18 protein-coding genes and 1 riboswitch are annotated in these 23,112 nt (G+C 38.1%); of the genes, 4 read left to right on the top strand and 14 right to left on the bottom strand.

Going from position 1 to position 23,112, the window contains the following annotated elements:
• Positions 1–142: 142 nt before the first annotated feature.
• Positions 143–1,654 (bottom strand): MDR family MFS transporter, encoded by a 1,512-nt coding sequence (locus PH210_RS11765; RefSeq protein ID WP_289985555.1) that lies wholly within the window; start codon positions 1,652–1,654, stop codon positions 143–145.
• Positions 1,655–1,860: 206 nt separating this feature from the next.
• On the opposite strand from PH210_RS11765, the gene PH210_RS11760 reads away from it, so the two are divergent.
• Positions 1,861–2,292, top strand: a complete 432-nt coding sequence (locus tag PH210_RS11760) for a MarR family winged helix-turn-helix transcriptional regulator (RefSeq protein WP_289985554.1) — start codon at positions 1,861–1,863, stop codon at positions 2,290–2,292.
• A 411-nt stretch (positions 2,293–2,703) separates the two neighbouring features.
• On the opposite strand, the gene PH210_RS11755 is transcribed toward PH210_RS11760, so the two are convergent.
• From PH210_RS11755 to gdhA, 3 genes are all read right to left on the bottom strand, one after another.
• A complete protein-coding gene (locus PH210_RS11755; protein WP_289985553.1) occupies positions 2,704–3,210 on the bottom strand; it encodes a hypothetical protein in 507 nt (168 codons plus the stop codon).
• A gap of 88 nt (positions 3,211–3,298) precedes the next feature.
• Positions 3,299–3,433 carry a hypothetical protein gene (locus tag PH210_RS11750; RefSeq protein WP_289985552.1) on the bottom strand — a complete coding sequence of 45 codons (135 nt, stop codon included), beginning with the start codon at positions 3,431–3,433 and terminating at the stop codon, positions 3,299–3,301.
• A gap of 199 nt (positions 3,434–3,632) precedes the next feature.
• Positions 3,633–5,006: an NADP-specific glutamate dehydrogenase gene (gene gdhA, locus PH210_RS11745; protein WP_483312105.1), complete on the bottom strand. Its 1,374-nt coding sequence runs from the start codon at positions 5,004–5,006 to the stop codon at positions 3,633–3,635.
• Between the two features lie 307 nt (positions 5,007–5,313).
• Here gdhA and gltC point away from each other — a divergent pair, with 307 nt between their 5' ends.
• A complete protein-coding gene (gene gltC / locus PH210_RS11740) occupies positions 5,314–6,225 on the top strand; it encodes a glutamate biosynthesis transcriptional regulator GltC (protein ID WP_289985550.1) in 912 nt (303 codons plus the stop codon).
• A gap of 31 nt (positions 6,226–6,256) precedes the next feature.
• Here the strand turns inward: gltC and PH210_RS11735 are convergent, their stop codons facing one another.
• From PH210_RS11735 to PH210_RS11720, 4 genes are all read right to left on the bottom strand, one after another.
• Entirely contained in the window at positions 6,257–7,360 is a 1,104-nt protein-coding gene (locus PH210_RS11735; RefSeq protein WP_289985549.1) for an AI-2E family transporter, read from the bottom strand.
• Positions 7,361–7,508: 148 nt separating this feature from the next.
• Positions 7,509–10,601 (bottom strand): MMPL family transporter, encoded by a 3,093-nt coding sequence (locus tag PH210_RS11730; RefSeq protein WP_289985548.1) that lies wholly within the window; start codon positions 10,599–10,601, stop codon positions 7,509–7,511.
• A gap of 183 nt (positions 10,602–10,784) precedes the next feature.
• The gene (locus tag PH210_RS11725; RefSeq protein ID WP_289985546.1) at positions 10,785–11,315 is read right to left on the bottom strand and encodes a TetR/AcrR family transcriptional regulator; all 531 of its coding nucleotides are present in this window, start codon (positions 11,313–11,315) and stop codon (positions 10,785–10,787) included.
• Between the two features lie 22 nt (positions 11,316–11,337).
• On the bottom strand, positions 11,338–11,691 hold the full coding sequence (locus tag PH210_RS11720) for a peptide-methionine (S)-S-oxide reductase (protein WP_289985545.1): 354 nt from the start codon (positions 11,689–11,691) through the stop codon (positions 11,338–11,340).
• Positions 11,692–11,782: 91 nt separating this feature from the next.
• Positions 11,783–11,898, bottom strand: a riboswitch (SAM riboswitch).
• Between the two features lie 326 nt (positions 11,899–12,224).
• Here PH210_RS11720 and PH210_RS11715 point away from each other — a divergent pair.
• Positions 12,225–12,725, top strand: coding sequence for an acyl-CoA thioesterase (locus PH210_RS11715; protein ID WP_289985544.1), 501 nt, complete (start codon positions 12,225–12,227; stop codon positions 12,723–12,725).
• A gap of 231 nt (positions 12,726–12,956) precedes the next feature.
• Here PH210_RS11715 and PH210_RS11710 read toward each other — a convergent pair whose 3' ends face one another.
• The 3 genes from PH210_RS11710 to PH210_RS11700 form a co-directional block, all read right to left on the bottom strand.
• Entirely contained in the window at positions 12,957–13,976 is a 1,020-nt protein-coding gene (locus tag PH210_RS11710; RefSeq protein WP_289985543.1) for an electron transfer flavoprotein subunit alpha/FixB family protein, read from the bottom strand.
• Positions 13,977–14,804, bottom strand: a complete 828-nt coding sequence (locus tag PH210_RS11705) for an electron transfer flavoprotein subunit beta/FixA family protein (protein ID WP_289985542.1) — start codon at positions 14,802–14,804, stop codon at positions 13,977–13,979.
• 304 nt (positions 14,805–15,108) lie between these two features.
• Entirely contained in the window at positions 15,109–15,330 is a 222-nt protein-coding gene (locus PH210_RS11700) for a hypothetical protein (protein WP_289985541.1), read from the bottom strand.
• Positions 15,331–15,584: 254 nt separating this feature from the next.
• Here PH210_RS11700 and PH210_RS11695 point away from each other — a divergent pair, with 254 nt between their 5' ends.
• Positions 15,585–16,997: a PQQ-dependent sugar dehydrogenase gene (locus PH210_RS11695; RefSeq protein ID WP_289985540.1), complete on the top strand. Its 1,413-nt coding sequence runs from the start codon at positions 15,585–15,587 to the stop codon at positions 16,995–16,997.
• A gap of 1 nt (position 16,998) precedes the next feature.
• On the opposite strand, the gene PH210_RS11690 is transcribed toward PH210_RS11695, so the two are convergent.
• From PH210_RS11690 to PH210_RS11680, 3 genes are all read right to left on the bottom strand, one after another.
• On the bottom strand, positions 16,999–18,231 hold the full coding sequence (locus PH210_RS11690) for an MFS transporter (protein WP_289985537.1): 1,233 nt from the start codon (positions 18,229–18,231) through the stop codon (positions 16,999–17,001).
• 30 nt (positions 18,232–18,261) lie between these two features.
• The gene (locus tag PH210_RS11685) at positions 18,262–19,266 is read right to left on the bottom strand and encodes an ROK family transcriptional regulator (RefSeq protein WP_289985849.1); all 1,005 of its coding nucleotides are present in this window, start codon (positions 19,264–19,266) and stop codon (positions 18,262–18,264) included.
• Between the two features lie 254 nt (positions 19,267–19,520).
• Positions 19,521–23,030 carry a hypothetical protein gene (locus tag PH210_RS11680; RefSeq protein WP_289985535.1) on the bottom strand — a complete coding sequence of 1,170 codons (3,510 nt, stop codon included), beginning with the start codon at positions 23,028–23,030 and terminating at the stop codon, positions 19,521–19,523.
• Between the last annotated feature and the right edge of the window lie 82 nt (positions 23,031–23,112).

The raw sequence follows: 23,112 nt of genomic DNA, 5'->3' as shown, positions 1-23,112 counted from the left end.
AAGCACGGTCCTTTTATGGTGTCCCACCTAATTTAGAATATGTTTTTTTAGTTCGTTTTGTTCAAGGTAAAATCTTACAATTTAACTTCCTTAAAGTCAAAGCAATTATATTGTAAAACTGCCATGAATAGCGGCTAAGCCTTTAGTGTTGAACTTGCTTTTGATGCTCCATTACTTTCTTGTGTGAAGGAAGGAATAAAGTCATTAAAAGATTTACGATTGCAATAAAAAACACAAGAATAAAAACAAGGTGCATACCATGAGCAAGTCCCTCATGGATCATTTTAATGGCTACAGATGGTAGTTTATTGATTGTCTCCGAGCTTAGGAGATTACTGATGTTGCCTTCACCACTCCAAGTTCCGTTCGCATGTTCTTTACCAAAAGTTATAAGTGAATTATTAAAGATTGTTCCAAAGACAGCAACCCCAACCGTTTGCCCAATTGACCTAGTAAATGTGTTAGAAGCAGTCGCAGCTCCACGCATTTGCCAGCCGACAGCTGATTGAACGAGAACTGTTGTTGGAGTGGTAGCATATCCCATCCCAAGACCAAAGACAACCATAATCCCTACAAAATACCAATACGGAGAGTCAAGTTGGACTGCCAATAACCATGTTCCACCTAAGGCAATCAAAACTGCACCTAGGATGGCAGTGAACTTTGAGCCAATTTTATACATGTAACGCCCTGCAAAGGTTGCACCCAGAGGCCATGCAATAGACATTGGCATTAGGGTAAGTCCTGAGCTCGTCGCACTGTGCCCAAGAATCGTTTGAATCCACATTGGCAAATAAACATTCACCCCAATTAGAACAGAACTTGCTAGAAAACCAATAAGATTGGAAACCAGGATTACAGGTATCTTGAATAATGATGGAGGAAGCATCGGTTCCTTCACTTTGGTTTCAATATAGCCGAAAAGCACGATAAAGATGACCGCAACTGCAAACAGCATATAAATAGCAGTCGAGTTCCAGGCATATTTTTGCCCAGGACCCGCATTTAATAGAGCATATAAGAGAGTTGAAATTCCAATCGTAAAAGTAATGGCACCTAGATAATCAATTTTACGATCCTTTTTCAATTCAATTGTTTCGTGAAAGAAGACAGTGAGTAACACTAGGGATACTAAACCGACCGGTAAATTAATATAGAAAATCCAACGCCAGCTGATTTGATCGACAAAGAACCCACCTACTAAGGGACCAAGGAGACCTGCAATTCCCCAGACCGAACTAAACACTCCTTGCATTTTTGCACGCTGTTCTCCAGGGTAAAGATCGCCGATAATCGTAAAGGTGAGAGGCATCACCGCTCCAGCTCCTATTCCTTGAAAAGCACGGAACCAGATTAATTGGGTCATGGTCTGTGCGGCCCCAGAAAGCATGGATCCAGCCACAAATAAAATGACGCCCGTGATAAAGACTTTCTTTCGTCCAAATAAATCTGCTAATTTTCCGTAAATCGGTGTAGTTACTGAAGTGGTAAGCGTATAGATAGCAAATACCCAGCTGATTAATTTTAATCCGTTGAGATCGCTGACAATCTGCGGCATTGCGGTACTAACAACTGTGACATCAATGGCAACTAAAAGAATCGCAACCAGCATAGAAATGGTTACCATCTTACGATTCGTTGTTGTTTTTGGCATTCCTGTCATCTCCCTATTATTGATTGGGATGGTGGGTTTAGATAAATAGAATTATATTCTTTTCTCAATCCCACAATTAGTCAATGTATTGACTAATAAAGATTAATTCACAATTGTAAATTAGTCAATAACTTGACTAATTTTATTTGTCTTATTAAAATTGGTAATTAACTAATTGAATACTTTACCAAAATCAGGAGGTTATTATGGAAAATTTAAAAACCAACATAACTTTAGATTTCTTAAGGATATCAAATCTTTTGAGCAGATATGGTGCTAAAATGGTGGCAGATGTAGGTCTAAATAGTATACAACAATGGGTTATTCTAAGAAACATTATAGAAAAAGGAGATATATCAATTGGTGAATTAAAAGAAGAAACACTTGTAACAAAACAAAATATGACAGGGATGATCAATCGCCTATTGCAGGCAAATTTAGTTGCTTTATTTACAGACCCTGAAGATAAAAGACGTACACGTGTGAAGGTGACAGAAGAAGGACAACTGGTTTATGAACAATTAAGTTCATTACGAAATGAATTTAACAGCAAATCTTATAATATTTACAATGAGCAAGAAGTATTGCTTTTAAGTGATTTACTCAGTCGACTCGTTGAGCATTTAAAAGAAAACTAATTTTTCAATTTGCTAACAAAAAATCGAGAGGAGAATTTTATGACAGAAACAAGTAAAAAAAAATCTTCCTCAAAAAAGAAGAGAAAGATAACACTTTTTCTCGACAATTTAAATTTCTTTCGTTTACTTAAGTTAATCTTTCTTATTTTCCTATCCCTACTAATTGTCTATCTCTATTATTTGCATACAAAAGGAATTTTGATTTCCGATATAAGCTTACTGTGGAAATTACATAAGAAGGTTATTATGATTATTTTCGGGTTTGTATCATATAGTTTGGGTGTTTTTTATTTGGGTTTTAGGAAAGGAAGAAATGGTTAAAAGAATCTAAATAAAAAGGGACGAATTGTCCCATTTACGATTTTTCGCAAGATAACCCCAACTGCAGATGCTGTTGGGGTTATCTTATTTTTATAAAGCAATATAATTCCAATTTTTATTCATGACAATTGCAGCTACCTGTTGAATATTTAGCGGGTTGGCGAACGATTCCATTTTCGAATTGTCGGACCAGGATTCTGCATTTCCGGCCCATGTATTGGTTGTTCCACAATAGGTTACTTGCCCGCCATGGCGGACAAATGTCTGTGCCCATTCCAACAAATTTTGTGGAGGGTCGCTATGGAGAAAATCAGGAATAGACATCCCTACTTGTTCCGTAATCGTTTTTTCCGCATCAGGATTGCCGATCATGGTTGCCAGTCTTCCTTTAATTAATCCATTCACACCCTCTCCATTAAAAAACATTGTCACTGGAGTTCCGTACCGCTGCAGGTATACCGCGGTCACAAAAGCTGAAAAGAAGTTAGGGTAAACCGATGCCTCAAAATTTGAAAAGCCGTTTCCTGCACTGTCTGGACCAGAAGATACATGTATTAAAAGTGGTTGCTGACTTTGAGCAGGTAAAAAATAACTCACTATTTTCCCTCCCGAAATTTAGCCTTTTGCATTTTATGTGAATAGCCAATCATGGGTGTTTGGGAAAACTCTATTAATTGAATTCTTGTTATGAGTTATTCTTCACATTTAATTCAATAATTTGTACTAGTTCTTCAATAATATCGTTCAGATTCATCATGCTTGTATCTTTCTTAAGAATATTAGAAGTTTTATACAGCAATAATTCCTCTTGCTCACTCACAAAAATGCCCCCATTCTTAAAATCATGAACTTTTTTCCTAATGACATTTTATACTCATATATGTAATTTACACATATTATACATCATGTTACTTGTATATGTAAATTACATATATAAATTTTTGCGAGAATTCAGAATAATAATAAATAACAAAAAAGGCCACTAATCAGTGACCTTTTTTCAAAACAAAAACATGAAGTTAGTTAATTCCCTGCTCAATCATGGCATTTGCTACCTTTAAGAAACCTGCTATATTGGCACCGACAACCAGATTTCCTGGGGCATCATATTCTTCTGAGGCTTTCATACTCTTACTATATATATCTTTCATGATTACTTGTAATTTCATATCCACTTCTTCTTGAGTCCAAGCTAACCTTGCACTATTTTGGGCCATTTCTAACGCTGAAACGGCAACACCACCTGCATTTGCAGCTTTGGCAGGTGCGAATAAAACATTATGCTCCAAAAAAGTATCAATGGCTTCTAGAGTGGAAGGCATATTCGCTCCTTCTCCGACTGCCTTTACCCCATTCAAAATTAACAGTTCTGCTGCTTCCTTATTTAACTCATTTTGAGTTGCACATGGTAATGCAATATCGCATGGGATCGTCCAGATTCCTGAACACCCTTCTTGATATACTGCGTCTGGATGTTCCTTGACGTACTCATTTATTCTTTTATTCTCTAATTCTTTTATTCTTTTAACCGTATCCAGGTTAATTCCATTTGGATCATACACATAGCCATTTGAATCGCTGCATGCAACCACTTTAGCACCAAACTGCAAGGCTTTTTCTATTGCATAAATCGAAACATTCCCCGAACCAGATACCACTACAGTACTCCCTTTAAAGCTTAATCCCTGAGAATTCAGCATTTCTTCTACAAAGTATACGGTTCCAAATCCTGTCGCTTCTTTGCGCCCCAAGCTTCCACCATAACCAATGCCTTTTCCCGTTAATACACCTGCTTCATAAGCACCTTTTAACCTTTTATATTGCCCAAACATATAACCAATTTCTTTTGCCCCAACCCCAATATCCCCAGCAGGAACATCGATATCCGGCCCGATATGTCTGCTTAGCTCTGTCATAAAGCTCTGGCAAAAGCGCATAATTTCTAAATCGGATTTACCTTTTGGATCAAAGTCAGAACCGCCTTTTCCGCCTCCAATTGGCTGTCCTGTTAATGAGTTTTTAAAGATTTGTTCAAAACCGAGAAATTTTATGATGCTTGCGTTAACAGAAGGGTGAAACCGCAGTCCCCCCTTATATGGTCCTATTGCACTATTAAACTGAACACGAAATCCACGGTTCACTTGTACATTCCCTTTATCGTCCACCCATGGAACCCTGAAGATAATCATTCGCTCCGGTTCCACCATTCTTTCTAGAACTGCTAGTTTGATATAAATCGGATTTTTCACAAGGACAGGTACTAAAGAATCGAGGACTTCTTTAACAGCCTGCTGAAATTCCCATTCATTTGGATTACGCTGTTGAACACTATTAATTAAACGATTGACGTATTCCTTTACAATTTGTGTTTGATTCTCTTCCACTCTTTCCATCATTTTCATAAGTTTTCAGCCCCAGATCTATTTTAAAATTGGCTGTGTTAAACTTTGCTGTTGATTTGCGCTCCAGGCGCTTAAGCGCCGAGGAGGCTCCCCTGCCCCGTCCTCCCGCAGGAGTCTCGCGCCTTCCGCTCCAATAAACAGAGTTACAAAATCAACAATGACTTTTAACACTGCCTAAAAATTAAGAAAATTCCTTTTCTTCAATGTGTTTTCATTTTATAATTTATTAATTAATAGTTACAATCTTAATTTTCGATGAAATTAATGCGTTTTACGCATTAAATGGAGTGATTTAAAAATGGAGACAAGGCAAATTCAGTATTTCATAGAGGTGGCAAAAAGAGAGCATGTAACAGAGGCCGCAGACTTCTTGCATGTTGCCCAATCATCCGTAAGCAGACAAATCTTCAATTTAGAAAACGAATTGGGGGTAAAACTTTTTATACGTGAAGGAAGAAGTGTAAAGTTAACCCCAATAGGAAGGATTTTTTTTGAAAGGATGAAACAAGTATGGAATATGATGGAGGATGCAAAGCGAGAAGTAGAAGAAAATTTAAACCCTGAAAAAGGTACTGTTCGAATTGCATTCCCCATAAGCATGGCGGCTCATACCTTGCCGTTCATTATTTACGCTTTTCGCACCAGGTACCCAGAAGCGAAATTTCAAATGAGCAATGCCCTTTATTATGATTTAATAGACGGTGTTATAAATGGTGAATTTAATTTAGCCATGATTGCCCCCATGCCCAATCCAGAAAAAGAAAAAAAAATTAAAGGAGCTACACTTTTTACGGAAAATATCGTTGCTCTCATCCCCCTACATCATCCGTTATCTGATCGGAAATCGATAAGGTTACGAGACTTAAAGGATGACCCATTCTGTGTTCTTCCAGAAGGGTTTGTTTTTCGTGAACAGGTTGTTGGGGCTTGTATTGATGCCGGTTTTTCACCCCAAATCGCCTTCGAAGGAAAAGATATTGATGCATTAAAAGGATTAGTCTCAGCAGGTCTAGGTGTAGCATTGATGCCTGAGATGACTTTGGTGGATAATACCCCCCGCTCCACTGTCATGATTCCATTATCTGATGAGAATCTCACCCGATCAGTGGGTGTCATTTATCCTGCCCAACGGAAACTTCTTCCCACCGAAGCTTTGTTTTATGATTTCCTGCTTGAAACTTATGAACGATTACATGAATTTAAAAAATGAATGTACCTAAAAAGGAACCTGAGTCAATGACTCAGGTTCCTTCAACTATACTTTTCGCCGCTTTTCTCGCTCTCAAAAATCGGACTACGTTTAAAACAATAGTTTTTAAAACAGCATACGTTGGGACAGCCAAGACCATTCCAAGGACGCCTGCTAGATTGCCCGCAGCCAAAAGAATAATGATAATGGTTGCTGGATGCGTATCCAATGATTTCCCTAAAATCATTGGAGACAGGAAGTTCCCTTCAATTTGCTGGGCAACTAGGATTACGACGATTACTAATAAAGCTTTAGTAGGTGAATCAAAGAAACCGACGAGCACTGCAGGCGCACCGCCAATGATCGGCCCGACATATGGGATTATGTTGGTGAAGGCTACAATCAGCGCCATTATTAATGCATAGCGTAAGCCGATAATTAAGTATCCAATAAAGGCTAATGTTCCGACAGCCAAGGCGACCACCACCTGTCCCTGAATGTAGGCGGATAGGGTCTCTCCTGTTTCTTTTAATATTTTTAAGCTTTCATCCCTGTAATCGGAAGGAATGAACTTTGATACTGCTCTAGGAAATTTTTGTCCATCTTTAAACATATAAAATAATAAAAATGGAACAGTCACAAGAATAATCGCAATGTTTGTGACGATGCCAAAAAAGCCTAGAAGGATGTTAGTCAGTTTGTTTGGAAGTGTATTGGCATACTCCAATAACCGCTGCTGAACATTATCAATCATTTCACTTTGCTGGTTCCTAAAGTTTTTAAACTCTGAAGACTTGATTACATCATTAACATAATCAGTCGTCTTATGAGCAAATCCAGGGAGATCATTGGCAAGCTCTGTCGCCTGTTTGGAAACAGCAGGGACGAGGCTTCCAGCTGCCAATACAAGAAGACCGGCAAACACAACATATAGGACCAAAATGGCTGCTACCCTAGGGAGTTTTTTGCGTTCCAGAAAATTCACAACCGGATTCAATAGGAAATAAAGGAATCCAGTGATGAGAATTGGAAAGAAAACCGTCGAGAAAAACACCCCTATAGGCTTAAACATAAAAGAAATCTTGGTTGAAACGAAAATAATCGACAAAACAAGCAAAATTTGAATTAGCCAGAATTGTATTTTAGATTTTGACACGAATATGTACCTCATGCTTCAAATATTTGGATAAAGTATATCAAAATCTTGGAGAAATATACAGTAAATATGAAAGTTTTTATTCAAGTAAATAAAAAAGCCGATTCTTTCTTTATAAATAGAAAGTAAATCGGCTTTTTATTTGAAGTTAGGTCCTTACTACTTTTTCCTCTATGCTTAATTCATTTCCCTTTTTTCTAGAAGATAAATTTGCTAGCGCACCTGGAAGGGCAATCATCGCTGGCAAAAAGATTGGAAGAAGCACAAAGCAAAGCACAATCAGTCCTGTAATAACTGCTACCGCTAATTGATATAAAACCATTATTCCAGCAGGCATTAGTGTGGCAAAAGTGCCTCCTAGTATAATGACGGCTGCAATAATGACGCCGCCTATATGTCTAGAAGCCACCACGATGGCGTCTTTCTGTGACATATGAGGGTATTCCTTAAAGCGCATCATCAAGAAGATGCTATAGTCTACTCCCAAGGCGACAATAATGATAAAGGAGAAGAACGGAACGAAGGAAGATACCCCTTCATACCCCTTCAAATCTATGAAAATATAGTTAATAACGAACATGGCTGCATAGTACGCTCCCAAAAGGGATGCCGTGATGAAAACCGGTGTCCAGAAAGATCTTATTACAAAGAACAATACGAGCAATACTCCGATTATAACAATCGTTGTCGTTCTGTTGAGATCCCGGCTCAATATATCATTTGTATCATTTGTTGTCGCACTTGGCCCAGCTGTACCCAACTTGGCATCTGAAAGCTCTGTTCCTTTTAGTCCATTGGCAACCGTTGTATTTATTTTATTAATGGTACTTAAAGCCTCTGGAGAATACGGATCCGCTTTTAAAACAACCAACATTTTTGTAATCTTTCTATCTTTGGACATGAAAGCATCTAATGATTTTTCAAACCCATTGTCCGTCAAGGCTTCCTTCGGCATAAAGAAAGTTTTATTACCTTTATATTGCGTTAAGAAACCGTTTGTTTGTCCGAGCCCATCAGATATTTGCTTTAACCCGCCGTTTACATCCGATAGCTTTTGCCCAAAGACACTGAAACCATTGAGCCCGTCTGCCAGCTGCTGCTGACCCGATTTCATTTGACCAAGACCATCCGTTACTTTGTTCATATTTGTTACGATTTGGCCTATTCCTGAAGAAGTTTTACCAAGTCCAGCTTCAATTTCTTTCAAGCCGGCTGCCATTTGTGATAGACCGCTGCTCATGATGGTAAGATTTTTATTGGCTTCTGCAAAACCGACCTTTGCCTCATCGTACTTTTCATTTAATGCATTTATTCCTTGAGGCGTAATTTGACTCAATTTTGATAATGAGTCATCGATTTCTTTCTTTAAGTCCTGGTAATTCTTATCACTATTGGCATTTGCATAACTCTGACCCAAGTTTGTTACCATTGATTGCATGAGAGCGAGTGAATTTTTTGCATCAAGAAGTTTCTGTGCATCAGCTTGGTATTGGGTCCCCATATCACGGAAACCAGCCTGCATGCTTTTATAATTTTCATTTAACACAGCAATGCCGCTGCTCGTCTTTGAAAGGTTTGTTTCGATGTTTGCTATCCCATTGCTGATCGTTTGTGAATTACTTGACCCATTATCGATACCAGCTTGGATTTGCTTTAATCCATTGGTTAAGTCGTTCATTCCTTTTTGAAGCGTTGCAGTACCATCAACCATTTGGGTGACCTTAGAAAAGTCAGCTGATTCGAGCTTTTCTTGCGCCTGATTCAATCCATCATAGATTTGGTCCACACCATCTTGCGTTTTGGAAATGCCATCCGTTACCGATCCCATTTGACTATCTACATAAAATCCATCAATTGGTTTTCCTTGAGGCTGGGTAACCGAAGAAACCTGCTTCACTCCCTTAATAGCCTTGAGGCTTTCCGTTACGTTATCAATAACCGCAAGCGATTCATTTTTATTTAATGCTGAACTATTTTCAATGACAACAGTCGCAGGCATTGCCTGACCCTTGCCAAAATGGTCCGCAATAATATGAAAACCCTTTGTTGAAGGATAACGATTTCCAAGCTCTCCAATCGTATCAAAGTTAAGCTTTTGTTGGTGGAAATACACCATTGGTCCTAGGATTAAAACGATAAGGATCACCGTTATTAAAGGACGCTTTGTAGCAAAGGAGGATGTGGCTCCCCAGAACTTGTTTTCCTTATGACCGTCGCCTGCATTCTTGGAAGGCCAGAAAAGTTTATTGCCAAGGACTTTCATCATGAAAGGTGTTAAGGTCAGAATTTCAAGCAATAGGATCGTAACACCGATTGCTACAACCACACCAGATTTATAGATTGGTGACTCCGCAAAAACAAGGGCAAGGAATGCAATAAATACTGTGAGAATGCTATAAGCAATCGTTTTACCCGCCGTTTTATAGGTTCTAATGATCGATTCATCTATCGAATGGCCATGGGATAGTTCCTCCCTAAATCGATTAAACAGAAGGATATTGTAATCCGTACCAATACCAAAGAGGATAAGCACTAAGAGCATTTGGGTAAGACTTGTAATTGGAAATCCTGCCTTATCAATTAATTGAGCGGCAATTCCCATGGAAACCAGATAGGAAAAGGCCACCGTTACTAAGGAAATCAAAGGCGTTACCACTGACCTAAACGCAATAATAAGCACAACTAAAATAAAGATTACGGTCAATGCAGCGCTCTTCTCAACTCCGGACACAGAAGCTTTTAGATAATCATTATTGATAAAATCCTCCCCGCTAAGATAGTACTTAACAGGTACTTTTTTAAGTTTGCTATCAAATTCTTTTTTAATATCATCCACTTCTCTTGATTTCTTATCAAGCTTAAAACTCACCATAAGAGTCGTGCCATCTTTAGAAACCAAAGAGCTTTTTGCTTCTGGCGTACTAAAAGGATCAATCATATCGGTAATACCAAGCTCTTTGCTGCTATCGCTAATCGCTTTTACCTGATCCCCGATTTTTTTCATTTCGTCATTAGAGATTTTATTTTTATCATAAAATACGATAAGGTTGTTCGTACCCTTGGTAGTATCCATCTTTTTGAGGATTTTGTCCGCTATAACCGAAGGGCTTCCATTCCCCGTTCCTTGCTGTCCTTTTTGCCGCAGTATGGCATTGATGTCGGGCTGAATGACTGTAAGCAATATTGTTGCAATCAGCCATAAAGCAAATATAGCCCAACGGCCTTTTATAATTGATCTCACCCTACTTGTTCCCTCCTATTTTGAATAAAATGTTTATTTTTCCTATTGGTCTTCTTTCAGAAAAAACAAAACATCATCGAATTCCCTCTTCACATTAGTCACTATAACAAGGGAATAGGAAGGGTTCAAAAAGCAAAATGGAACGAGTGCATCAAAATAATACATTATTAGCGATTTGTATTATTACAACATGACCTGGTTGAAGATTTCGAACAGCTCCTCTTTCTTATAATTATATTCCTTACTAACCCAATTCTGTAAGATGGTTATAAAGGAAGTGGCATATAAGTCACACATGACCTCAGGATATTTCGACTGATTGATTTTTGTAGAAATCGGATCATTCTCTGTTTTGGAATGTTCACGTAAAATATCACTTGCCGTTTTAACCATGCTTTTGAAAAAGATATGCCCATCCGATCCCAATAACGTATTTTCAAATAATACAAAATGTTCATCTACATAATCGACCAGTAATTTAAACGTGTCAGTATTACATTCCTTATTTAATTTAATAATCTCTTCAGATAAATGATAAATAAAATCTCTTAGCAGGCTGTATTTATCTTCATAATATCGATAAAAAGACGTGCGATGAATTAACGCATCATCACAAATATCTTGAACCGTGATATGTGAGAATCGTTTCGTTTGTAAAACACGCATAAAACTTTGTATGATTTGGCGCCGTGTGCGCTCGGTTGTATAGTTCATAGTACACATCCCTATCATGAATTCAAAAGCTAATATTCTCCCATACTGGAGTAATTTCTGTAATAATTTCATTATTTAATATATGTTGCAGCTCGTTTTTCTTTTGTTTGGCTACTGTTACTTGATGAAGATCAGAAAAGAAAATGAAGGATTGATTTTTATACAGCTGACCTTCTCTTGCTGTTGGGTCATGTAAATCAAAAAACAATTCTACTAGTTCATCATAAGATATTTTCCACGGATTAAACCATATTTCTACTATCTTTACATTTGAGTCTTTTAGATATCCATTTCGAACCTTTTCAATCCCACGATATCCTGTAATAAATGCTTTTTGACTAAAAAATTCGCTTGCACCAAACACTGCTCTTTCCATTTAATATCGCTCCTTTAGAGCGATAAGCCTTCTTTCCATTCAAAAAACCTCTCTTAGATTAAAAGAGAGGTTGGTATGATGAAATACTTTCCTCTCATCTTTCAAAGGTTAACACCTTTGCAGGAATTAGCACCGTTTCAAGTCAATATTTTGACTGATGGTTGCCGGGTATCATAGGGCCTGTCCCTCTACCACTCTGGATAAGAAGTTTATCGCTATTTATTTTTTAATAACAATAACACCCACTGAACAGAAATTCAAGTAAAAAATCTCGGGGACGTGCCTTTAGGGGAATGGATCAAAAAGGCAAAAAATGATTGTTTTACTACGTACAAAAGCTCACCAAAGCAAACCATTGAAGAACCTTCAATATCGAATTCATATGAACAATTACATATTTTTCCATATGAAAATTCCTTATATTTTAATATTTTTTTTTGCAATTTTCATTATTCGGATAATTCATTTATCCTATTCATAATGAATTTAAAATCTTTAAATTAAGGACATATAACAAAGGAGTGAGAATATGTATGGAAGCAAAATTTTGTAGAGAATCAAGAGTTTTACGAACAAGTCGTGTATTTCCAAATGACGTAAACAACCACAATACATTATTTGGGGGACGATTATTGAGTGATGTGGACCAGGTAGCGTCTATTTCCGCTGCTCGACATAGTCGCAGGGAATGTGTTACTGCTTCGACCGATTCAGTTGACTTCTTATGTCCTATTCATACATCAGATTCGGTTTGTTTTGAATCCTATGTGACATGGACAGGTACATCTTCCATGGAAGTTTTTGTAAAGATTATTGCTGAAGATTTAAAATGTGGTGAACGTAGAATTGCAGCTACTGCTCTACTAACCTTTGTTGCACTTGATCAGGATAAACGTCCGGCACATGTTCCCGAGGTCATTCCTGAAACAGAAGAAGAGAAAAAATTGCATGAAACTGCACCAGAGCGAGCAAAAATGCGCAAGGAAAGAAAACAAAAGAGCAAAGAATTAGCCACTTTCTTAACAACAAATTAATTAGTACGTTGATTTCCTCTCTAATCAAAAATGGTGGCAAAAACAAAATAAAAAAACCCTTATTGTATAAGAAATTTAAAGTAATAAGGGTTTTTTGATTCATTTAAGATCTATTGTGGGATATCTTCATGGGTCACCTCTTAAATTTCTCCATATAGTTTAAGAAGGCCCACATCGTCGCCTATAAGATTCACGAAAGGAGTTTGGGAAGCCAGGAGAAACGTCCCCGGGTTACCTTACCTTTTCTTTAGATAAAGCATTTTTAAATTGTTCGATTAAAATAGGAACGATCTCAAAGGCATCGCCAACGATTCCATAATGGCAGTTTTGAAAAATAGGGGCTTCTTTGTCCTTATTAATGGCAATGATTAAGCCGGAATTTTTCATTCCCACAATATGTTGAATCGCACCGGAGATCCCAATTGCAAAATAAATTTTCGGAGTCACGGTCACACCGGTCTGCCCTACTTGATGTGCGTGTTCAATCCAGCCAGCTTCCACCACATCTCTGCTGGCACCGACCGCTCCTCCAACGGTTTCCGCCAATTGGTGAATTAACTGAAAGCCCTCGAAGCTCCCTAATCCTTTTCCGCCGGCAACAATGATGTCCGCTTCGTCGATTCTTACTTTTTTAACGGTTTCCCTTACAATTTCCAAGACTTTTGTACGAATATCTTCTTCCTTTAAGGATATGGTTTCTTCCACGATGTTGCCAGTTCTTCCTGGCTGAGGGGGCAGTGCCTTCATGACCTTGGAACGTACAGTCGCCATTTGAGGCCGGTATTTTTTACATAATATGGTCGCCATAATATTTCCGCCAAATGCCGGTCTGCTCGCCAAGAGTAACCCTGTTTCCTCTTCCACATCCAGTTCGGTCGTATCCGCCGTCAACCCAGTTGGCATATCGGTGGCGACCGCGCTTGCTAGGTCTTTTCCCGTTGAGGTGGCACCGAAAAGGATAATTTCTGGTTTATATTTTTCCGTACAGTCCAGCAGCGCCCTCATGAAGGATTCGGTTCGATAATGCTTAAAGATAGGTTGGTCATAGACATACACTTTATCTGCTCCATATTCAAATACGGTTTTTGTTAAATGTTTAACATTTTCCCCGATTAAAATGCCCGCCAATTCCACTCCCCGTTTGTCTGCCAGCTTCCTACCAGCACCCAATAGTTCAAGGGATACGGAGGCAACCGCTTCATCCTTCTTTTCAATGAATACCCATACACCTTGGTAATCTTGGAAATCCAATTACTTTTCCCCCTTCACTTCAAACAGTTCTCGCTTTTCGAGTACGACAGAAAGCAATTGCTCCACTTGTTCCCGAGGGCTGCCTTCAAAGAACGTTCCCCCTGCCGGTTTTTGCGGAGCCCATACTTTAGAAACAATCGTTGGGGACCCCTTCAAACCTAGCTGCTTGATATCAACCCCTTCCAGATCATCAACAGACCAGATATGCGGTTTGTATCGAGCAGCTTTAATCATGTTTGGAAGCGGAGAATACGGCACTTCATTGATGGTTTTTTCAACAGAAAACAAACACGGCAATGAAGACTTGACTACCTCATAACCGTCCTCCAACTTGCGATGGACAATGGCATATCCTTCTTCCTGATTAATTTCCTCAACTTTGTTCACAGAAGTCAGCGGTGGAATATCGAGCCTCCTCGCTATCCCGGGCCCGACTTGCCCGGTATCACCGTCGATGGACATTTTGCCGCAAATAATCAAATCGACCGGCCTCGTTTTGGCAATCTTTTCAATCGCCTTTGTCACGGCATAGCTCGTTGCCAATGTATCCGCACCCGCAAACCGGCGGTCGGTGATTAAATAGCCCTCATCAGCGCCAATTTCAATACACGTTTTGATCGCGTTTACCGCTGGTGGCGGCCCCATCGTGACAACGGAAACGATTCCCCCATACCTTTCCTTTAGGCGTACCGCCTCTTCGACCGCATGAGCATCATAAGGATTCAAGATCGCAGGCGCCGTCCTGCGGTCCATTGTATTTGTTTTTGGATTCATCTTAATAATTTTGGTATCAGGCACTTGCTTGATACAGGCTACAATATGCAGCATTTTACCCCTCCCTATACTTGCCGGCAGTTTTACGGCTAATAAGCCTTTTTACGCCCGTTTACTATTACTTTATTAAAAGAGATGTCCAAACATTCTAAATTTCTCACAAATAACTCTATTAAATCCCTAACAAAGACCAAAACAAAAAAACGCACGACCTGGGAGAGGAGCCATGCTTGAAGAAATTAAATCGTTTTCTGTTCTGCCACTTGAGGGATCTTTTGCCTGCGGGATATAACGAAGTAAACAGCAATTAGGCCGATTAATTCACCAGTCGAAGCGGCAATAGCACCTGCACTGCCATTTAGTGCCGGATATTCCAAAATACTAACGGAATAATTACGAGGACCACAGTGACCATATTAAAAATTTGCGGTTTTAATAGAGACTTTGTACTTTTTTGAAGCATAAGAATGCCTCCGAAGTAATCCACCCAAGGGAAGACCATCGTTTTAATAATAAAAAATTTCAATACACGCAGACTTTCAGCTGCCAATGTCTTGTCAGCACCTAGCACTGTTCTCATAAACCAAGGGCCGGCATCTGTAAAACTAAGAAATGCCAGCAAAACCGATGGAACGATACTGAAAACAATCACGCACCAAAAATATTGTATTTCCGAAAACGGTTTTACTACTTCATATTTGCTAGATTTATAGTAACAATTACTCAGAAATTTTCTGAAGACAAAAACACCTCCACATCCCTTATTTGGTACTGATAGAACTGTTCTAGTCATATTCTTATAAAAGAAAACAATAAGAAGGAGTGGAAAGTCGGGTGAAAAAAGTTAAGGTTCGTTTACGTCCTATTGTTAGTAAGATCAACTTACCCACTGTATTGAAAACAACGATTCTTCCAGGTGATACAACTGAACGATTATTTATTGCAACGCAGGTTGGAGAAATCTTTTACATAGCAAACCCAAGTTTACGGACTTTTTTAGATATTCGCTCTCTAATCATTAAACAAGGGGAGTCCGGTGGTTATGATGAACGGGGATTGCTGGGCCTTGCGTTTCATCCCCAATTTTTTTATAACGGCCTGTTTTATCTTCATTATTCACTCGCAGGAACACAAGGTCCAGGTGCTCTTTCAGAAGGTTTTAATCCTAACCCATGTGATCCCAAAACCTTAAACCTAAAGTGGGAAAATAGAGAATCTCAATATGATCATATTGATACAGTAGAAGAATGGATTTTACAATCGAATGGACATCCACAAAAACGACGGACACTGCTTAACTTAAGACGACCATTTATGAATCATAATGGTCTCAATAGTTTAAACTTTTCACCTGAAACAGGAAAACTGGTTTTAACAACTGGGGATGGCGGGTCGGGCTATGATCCATTCAATTTAAGTCAGGACGATATGGAAATTGCCGGTAAAATTATTGAAATTGATGTAAGTAAAAATACATTTATCATTAACCCACCAGTAGTCACACGTTTTAATGAACTGCCCGTACCAATTCAGGAAACGCTTGCGGTTATGGCCAAAGGGGTCCGTAATATACCTGGCATTTCCTTTCAACAGTTTTATAATCAGTATTTTAAATATGTAGGAATTGTCGGACAGGATTTGGTGGAGTCGATTTTTTCATTCGTTCATTACAAACCAATACCGGTGCCTCAGCTTGTTAAAGCTTCTTTAATGAATATGGAACAAGATCCAGAAGGGTTAATTAACTTTGGCTGGCGAGGCTGGGAAGGTGCTTTTCCTACATCGATCATTAGGAACTGCACTACTACCCAGGGGTTAGACGAGAAAACAATGGCTTATTTCGATGAAGCAATCAAATTTTCAGTAAGGCGACTTCAGCCTCTAACTAGTTATTTTCATAGAGATCAAAGGCCCGATAAGTTTGGAGGAACCGCCCTTACGGGAGTGCAGGCCTATATGGGAAATGGAATCCCCGATTTAACGGGACGCGTTGTGTTTACAGACCTTGCCCGAAAGGAAGAGTCTCGCTCTCCTGTTAGAGGGGTTTTAGCTTATAGCAGGGTAAGAACAGATGGTAAACTAAATGATTATAGTGTGATCGAAACTGACTATAATTTTGGATCACAATCATCTTATTATGTTAATTTGGGAACGAACCTTGATCAAACCAGACTATATTTAGGGGTTTATGGCTCTATGAAAGTGACTGATTTTAACCAGGGTACTGTTTTTGAAATTGTTCCATGAATTAAATTATGTTAGAGTTTTTATTTTTTGCACATAATAAATCGTTTCTATTCAATATGGCATTTAATTTTTCAGAACCTAAGAACATTATTGCAACAAAACTAGCAATAACAAATGGGAAGATCCCTATTGTTGAGTGTGCGGCAATGAAACCAAGAAGTGGCGGCAGGAACGTACTGCCTGTATAGGCAACAGCCATTTGATACCCCATGATGGTCTGAGAATGTTCCTGTCCAAAACGTTTTGGTGTTTCATGTAACATACATGGGAAAATAGGTGCTAATCCTAATCCAACCATAATAAAACCAACTAGCGAGAACGTGGACGGCAATGGCAGAAATAGAAGCGCCGCACCAATTAATGCTAGTAGTTGCCCCATCCGAATGAGAGTACGGTTACCTATTTTTAAGGTAACAAAACCTGTGATAAATCTACCTATGGTTATTCCCGTGTAAAACAAGGAAACCCATTTTGCGGCTGCGTCTACGGATAAATCTTTAACATTTACGAGGAAACTACTTCCCCAGAGACCCATCGTTGCTTCTGCTCCACAATAAAACAGGAAAGATAATAACGCTAGTTTAACTCCCCTAATTTGCATGGGTTTTCGATATTTAGCATTTGCACCATTCAATCCATTATTATTGGTTTCTGCCTCATTAACTGAGATACCACTGCTGCTTCCTCCAACCTTATTCCATAAAGGCAAAGTGAAGAATAGAATAATAACTAATGCAATCTGAAGACCTGCAATGGCAAGATACCCGCTTCTCCAAGAATGTTGACCTGAAATAAATTGAGCCATAATCACGGGACCAAGTGTCGCCCCAACTCCCCAAAAACAATGAAGCCAGCTCATGTGGTGTGCTTTGTAATGTGCCGCTACAAAATTGTTTAGCCCCGTATCCACTGCACCTGCACCTAATCCAAGTGGTATGGCACATATAAACAACCAAAAAACCGAGGGAGCAAAATGAAACCCAAGTAATGCTCCAGCTGTCATGAAACAACTGAAAAATGTCACAATGCCAGTTCCGAAGCGTTTAAGCACCTCTCCGCTAGCAAAACTGGAAATGATTGTTCCTCCAGCAATTGTCATAAAAAGCAATCCGGCAGTCTCAAGCGGTGCCCCAAATTCCGTTTGCATCAAAGACCATGACACTCCTAACAAGGAATCAGGCAAACCCAAGCTGATAAAAGCCAAGTAGATAATTACTAAAAAGTATGTAGCCATGTATAAACCCCGCCTTATTTTATATCTGTCTTAATTGCTTATTTCGCTGATCATGAGTTCAAGACCCAGACTTTGTAATCCAAAAAGATAGTCTTGTTTCCAATCACTCATAATAAGATTTGGAAGATGCTCTGCTGGAATATACCGCGAGCTTCGTTCTGCAATATGGTCTAGAATCAATTGATCGACTTCACCTTCACAAAAAATAAAAGTATGAGGGTTAATGATAGCTGTCAATGAAGCTACTAACCTGCTAATAGCGTCAATCTCAAATTCCTCAGATCTAAATGCTCCCTTCGTCTCGTTTCCATTTTCCAAAGCCTGACCAAAATTTCGGTCATCATACTGTGGAACGAATCTAACCTCACCTGAAAAATTAGTGCTGCCCCGCACCACAACTCCATTTACCATAATTCCTGCACCTGGACCATTTTGACCTGAATATAAATAAACCAAAGATTTATTTTTCTTTTTTCCTTTACGATCGTGATAACCAAGCACTGCCGCATTCATATCATTTTCTATTACAACAGGTATGGAAAAACGATTTTCCAAGTACCCCTTCAAATCATAGCTTTGAAGATGCTCATAACCTGGTATATAAATAATCCGTCCATTATCAACGGAACCAGGTACACCAATGGCTACAGAATTGATTTTCGGATACTTCTCTATTAATTGTACAACACAATGGGTTAATAATTTTAAATCATCATCTATTAATGCACTTGAGGTTTTTCCCGCGTCCTTTACTTCTCCTAGACAGTTAAAGACAATATAATTGGTCTCTGTTTTTTCTAAAAATATCGCCAGCCCTAACATATACTCCGGATTGTATGTATATCTTTTTGCCCTTCTTCCACCACTCGAATCATCAAGGCCAACTGAAATAAGTTCACCGTTCTTTCCCATTTGGCTTAAGAATTTACTTATTGTAGGGAAACTAATTCCTAATTTTTCGCTAAGTTCAACTTTTGTTGCACTTCCTAGTTCTAAGAGTGATTTACGAATACCGCGAAGAATTTCCATTCTCATCGATTTTACAGTCGTATTCACAGGGGTCACCACCTATTAACAGTAACTTATTAAAGGCATTTAATAAGTATTCAACAAAAAACTTATTAAACTTCTTTAATAAGTGATGCTGGTAATATATCATAGAAAATTACTGAGAGAAATGGAGTTTTAAATTGAATCAAGACCTCACCTCCTTTGGTTTTTATTAAAATATGATTATTTTATAACAAAACCTCTTTCACTTGTTCAGCAAAAGAGGTTTTCATCTGTTTTTATCCTAATGTTTCCATCTCTGTTTTAATATTATTAACTAGTGCTTCATCCACCCATTTTCCCGTCTGTTTTAATTGATCCATGTAATGCAAAATTTCTTCTCCATCTTGAGCTGCCTCAAGCTTATTTCCGAGACTAATATGGACTTTCATCCTTACATTTAATACTTCAATCAATGTATGGAATTTTGGTAAGATACCCTCTTTATATAACATTCTTCTTTTCTGAATGGCTTCATCTAAATCAGCCAGTCCACCGCTCAAATCGCCTGAAGCACAACGTCCCTCACCACGATATTTCAATGCTGATGAAAAATAATCTCTATTTAATAACTGGCCATTCTGATCTAATTTTCTGCAAAGATCAACTGCTTCTGTACAATATTGTAACCCTATATCATATTGTTTATTTAGATTATAAGCATATCCTAACGACATTACAGTGCTGGCCAATTGTCCAAGATCAGTCAATTTTCCTTCCTCTAGTGACTTTCTTCCGAGAGTTGTGGTAGCTTCAAAATCCTTTATGCCAGATTCGTAGTCACCCAGATCCAACGAAATAGTTCCCCTGCTCATTATGATTTCCATAACTAACTCGCTTGAGGGGGTGAATTTTTTTTCCTCCTCTAGCAATTGTAAGAGCTTAATAGAAGTATTAACATCATCTAAAGCTTCCTTGAACCTCCCCTGACATCTGTAGGTATACCCTCTTTGTTCATAGTGCTCCGCCTGGCTGATAAGGTCGACCGGTATTCCTTGCTTCCAAAGATCGTTTCGCAGATTAATAGACTTAGTTAAATCCTCAAGTGCTTCCGTAAAATACCCAGTTCGTCGATAAGCTGCTCCTCTTTTAGCATAACTTAATGGTAAAGAATCGGGATCTGCTAACAATTTCCTTCCATACAAGTTTTCTTGCTTACTAATCGCTTCATTGTAATCTTGAAAGGCTTCTTTATATTTCATTAATAAATAATAAGCCTCTCCTCGCAACATATACCGATCAGCGATCTCCGTTTCCTTACCTTTTGTGTCCTCTAGAATCAATAATTGTTGATTCAGTAACTGAATTCGACGCTCTCGCTGATATTTTACAACGGAATGTTTCTTAAGGTAGGTTGCTAATTGATGACTAAACTCTATGAACGATGGGTTGTAGAACTGGCACCTAACAAATTGATCATTTATTAATTCTAAATAGTTTAAAGCTTTGGAGATAAGATATACTTCCCCATCATTTTCCACACTTTCCCATTTCATTTGTTGACGGTTTTTATTTAAAAATAATATATCTTCCAACCAACCTCTGGTCAGTTGATTTAATTCGGGTTCATATTTTTCAATGATTAATTTCTTCCATTCATCATGAGATATAGTAATGAGATTCCCTCGATAGGACCGATCCACTTTGAGGAAAATACGTAAGTCTAATAAATAGGCCAAAAAGGTAAAGGTTGGCTTATCTTCTCCTGATAAATAAGAAATTTCTCTAAAAGTCAGGCTTTCAAAAGCTCCTGAAACAATTAAGAGAATCCGAATAAGGTTCTCATAAAATTTATTCCCATACATGTCATGCAGCTTGTCTAAATAAAAGTTAAACAGCTCAGATCCTTTTGGGAGATCCTTTACATCAATCCCGCCTTTATAGGTAACGAGCAGCTCTTTAATTGCTTTTAAATACAAAAATCGATTTTCCGCCTTTTCGATCAATTCATCAAACATTTGTTCATGATCTTTGGTCATTTTGCCGTCAGACAGCAACTCCTTCTTTAAATAAGAGATCAAGACATCCCGATTTTGTTCATGATCCCGCTTGTGAATAAATTGCTCTGTAAATGTGAACTGATCCAATTTAAATTGAGTAAAAGGTGTAAGCTCTCCTTTAACTCTACTGGTTAAGAGAATGTATACCCCGTCATTTAACATCGTTTCATCTGGGATAAAATCAAAAATAGATTCCTTATCATTTCCTGGAATCTCATCCATCCCATCAATAACAAGGAGTAATTTATCCTTATCAAAGTGTAATCGATGTGCTTCTGAAAACTCATTTATCATATGGGCAAAGTGAACCTTTTTATCCTTAATATTAGAAGGAACTCCTTCTATCCCAGAAATCCTGTTTTTTCCGTCCTTATGTAGACATAAAATTTCATGAACTCTTTGCGAAAAATGATTCATTTTATAACTGAACGAATCGTTGATATAGTAAGCCCGAACCGAACAATCCAATAACTTTTGATATTTATTTAATGACAATTCATCTAACGCCCGCGAAAAAGTTGTTTTACCTGTTCCCCGCTCCATTTGAATTAAGAATAACCCTTTAGGATATTTATTCATGGCTGTAGAGAGGTCATGAATAAGGTAACTTGGGCTTTGAAAATCCTTTACTTCACCAATTTTATTAAGAATTTCAGCTTCAATCATGGAATACGTTCGGTCGTCCACTGTCGATCTTTTTCGAATTATGAAGTCTAATTCTCTACGTGTTCCTTTTATCAACTCATTTACTTGATGATGAATCTTCTTTTTACCTTTTGTGTAATCAAGCACCATTGTTTTGTCTTTGTTTGAATAATGGGTATCAAAAAAATAGATGCTATTATCGCTGCTCAAAATAAAAGGGAATAACGGAACAGTCAAATCATCATTTAACCTTACTGAAATATCGGAGGTGTCTTTTTCAATATGAAACATAGCCTCTTCACCAGAAAGCCGATATTCATTTCCACCTTGTTTAAGATAAAGATTGATTTGCTGGTCCAATTCGTACGTTTCTTCAAAATAGATTTTAATCGCTTTAAGTTTGTTTATAAGATCCTCACGAAATGTTTCATCAATATCAAATGATAGGGCACCATGGCCCAATTGCTCATTGCGCCAATTTACAATTTTCTCGTCTCTAAATAATTTTAAGGTTCTATCTAACACTTTACGTAGAATCGGATGAGTAGAGTCCAGATTCGATAACACCCCTCCAATTCTCTCCCAATCACCTAGAGAAAGAGGTTTTTCTAGCAACGAGACCATTACCTTTATTTCTTTATCTGACCGTTCTCTAAGAGAATAAATATGACTTACGCAAATAAGGACAGGAAATTTAAGCAAAACTTCCATGAGATCCTTAATCTGCAACATGGCGCCAAAAGATTGTTTCTCTCTAAGTAAATTATGTAAACGAGCGTATTCATGGGCAATAACTGAGGTGCTGTTCATAAACGCCGGTTTAAACCAAAGTTGGTCATTGTCACATAACAAACTAAAAAAATGATCTCCATTAAATTCAGTCGAATTAGATTCTTTTCTTTCTGAGAAACCTTCCCTTTCACATTGAAAATCCTTATTCTCTAGAGCTTCTAAAATCCTTTTTCTCGGAGCAAACTTAACCCCCAGATCAGTCAAATCTTTTTCGCTAAAAGTTAGAAGGTCTGCGAACGTCACCTCTTCTTCTGCAAATAATTCTATGTATTGTTTCAAATCAAGAGATATTAAAAATTTTTTTACATCCATATACTCACCGCTCCAAAAGTTCTTGTTGTATTATTAATTTCAAGTTGCTTCTTAACTATTAAAATTCCTTTATATTTTACTA

The organism is Paenibacillus sp. BSR1-1 (genome assembly GCF_030403775.1).
Classification (GTDB): Bacteria; Bacillota; Bacilli; order Bacillales; family Cytobacillaceae; genus Neobacillus.
Note: the sequence above shows the minus strand (reverse complement) of the source record. Positions and strands in the feature narration are given on the sequence as shown.

What these genes read in the sequence shown, in the direction of transcription:
- PH210_RS11765 (WP_289985555.1), bottom strand. Translation starts at nt 1,654, where the DNA reads ATGCCAAAAACAACAACGAATCGTAAGATGGTAACCATTTCTATGCTG.
- PH210_RS11760 (WP_289985554.1), top strand. Translation starts at nt 1,861, where the DNA reads ATGGAAAATTTAAAAACCAACATAACTTTAGATTTCTTAAGGATATCA.
- gdhA (WP_483312105.1), bottom strand. Translation starts at nt 5,006, where the DNA reads ATGGAAAGAGTGGAAGAGAATCAAACACAAATTGTAAAGGAATACGTC.
- gltC (WP_289985550.1), top strand. Translation starts at nt 5,314, where the DNA reads ATGGAGACAAGGCAAATTCAGTATTTCATAGAGGTGGCAAAAAGAGAG.
- PH210_RS11725 (WP_289985546.1), bottom strand. Translation starts at nt 11,315, where the DNA reads ATGAACTATACAACCGAGCGCACACGGCGCCAAATCATACAAAGTTTT.
- PH210_RS11720 (WP_289985545.1), bottom strand. Translation starts at nt 11,691, where the DNA reads ATGGAAAGAGCAGTGTTTGGTGCAAGCGAATTTTTTAGTCAAAAAGCA.
- PH210_RS11715 (WP_289985544.1), top strand. Translation starts at nt 12,225, where the DNA reads ATGGAAGCAAAATTTTGTAGAGAATCAAGAGTTTTACGAACAAGTCGT.
- PH210_RS11705 (WP_289985542.1), bottom strand. Translation starts at nt 14,804, where the DNA reads ATGCTGCATATTGTAGCCTGTATCAAGCAAGTGCCTGATACCAAAATT.
- PH210_RS11700 (WP_289985541.1), bottom strand. Translation starts at nt 15,330, where the DNA reads ATGAGAACAGTGCTAGGTGCTGACAAGACATTGGCAGCTGAAAGTCTG.
- PH210_RS11690 (WP_289985537.1), bottom strand. Translation starts at nt 18,231, where the DNA reads ATGGCTACATACTTTTTAGTAATTATCTACTTGGCTTTTATCAGCTTG.
- PH210_RS11685 (WP_289985849.1), bottom strand. Translation starts at nt 19,266, where the DNA reads ATGAGAATGGAAATTCTTCGCGGTATTCGTAAATCACTCTTAGAACTA.
- PH210_RS11680 (WP_289985535.1), bottom strand. Translation starts at nt 23,030, where the DNA reads ATGGATGTAAAAAAATTTTTAATATCTCTTGATTTGAAACAATACATA.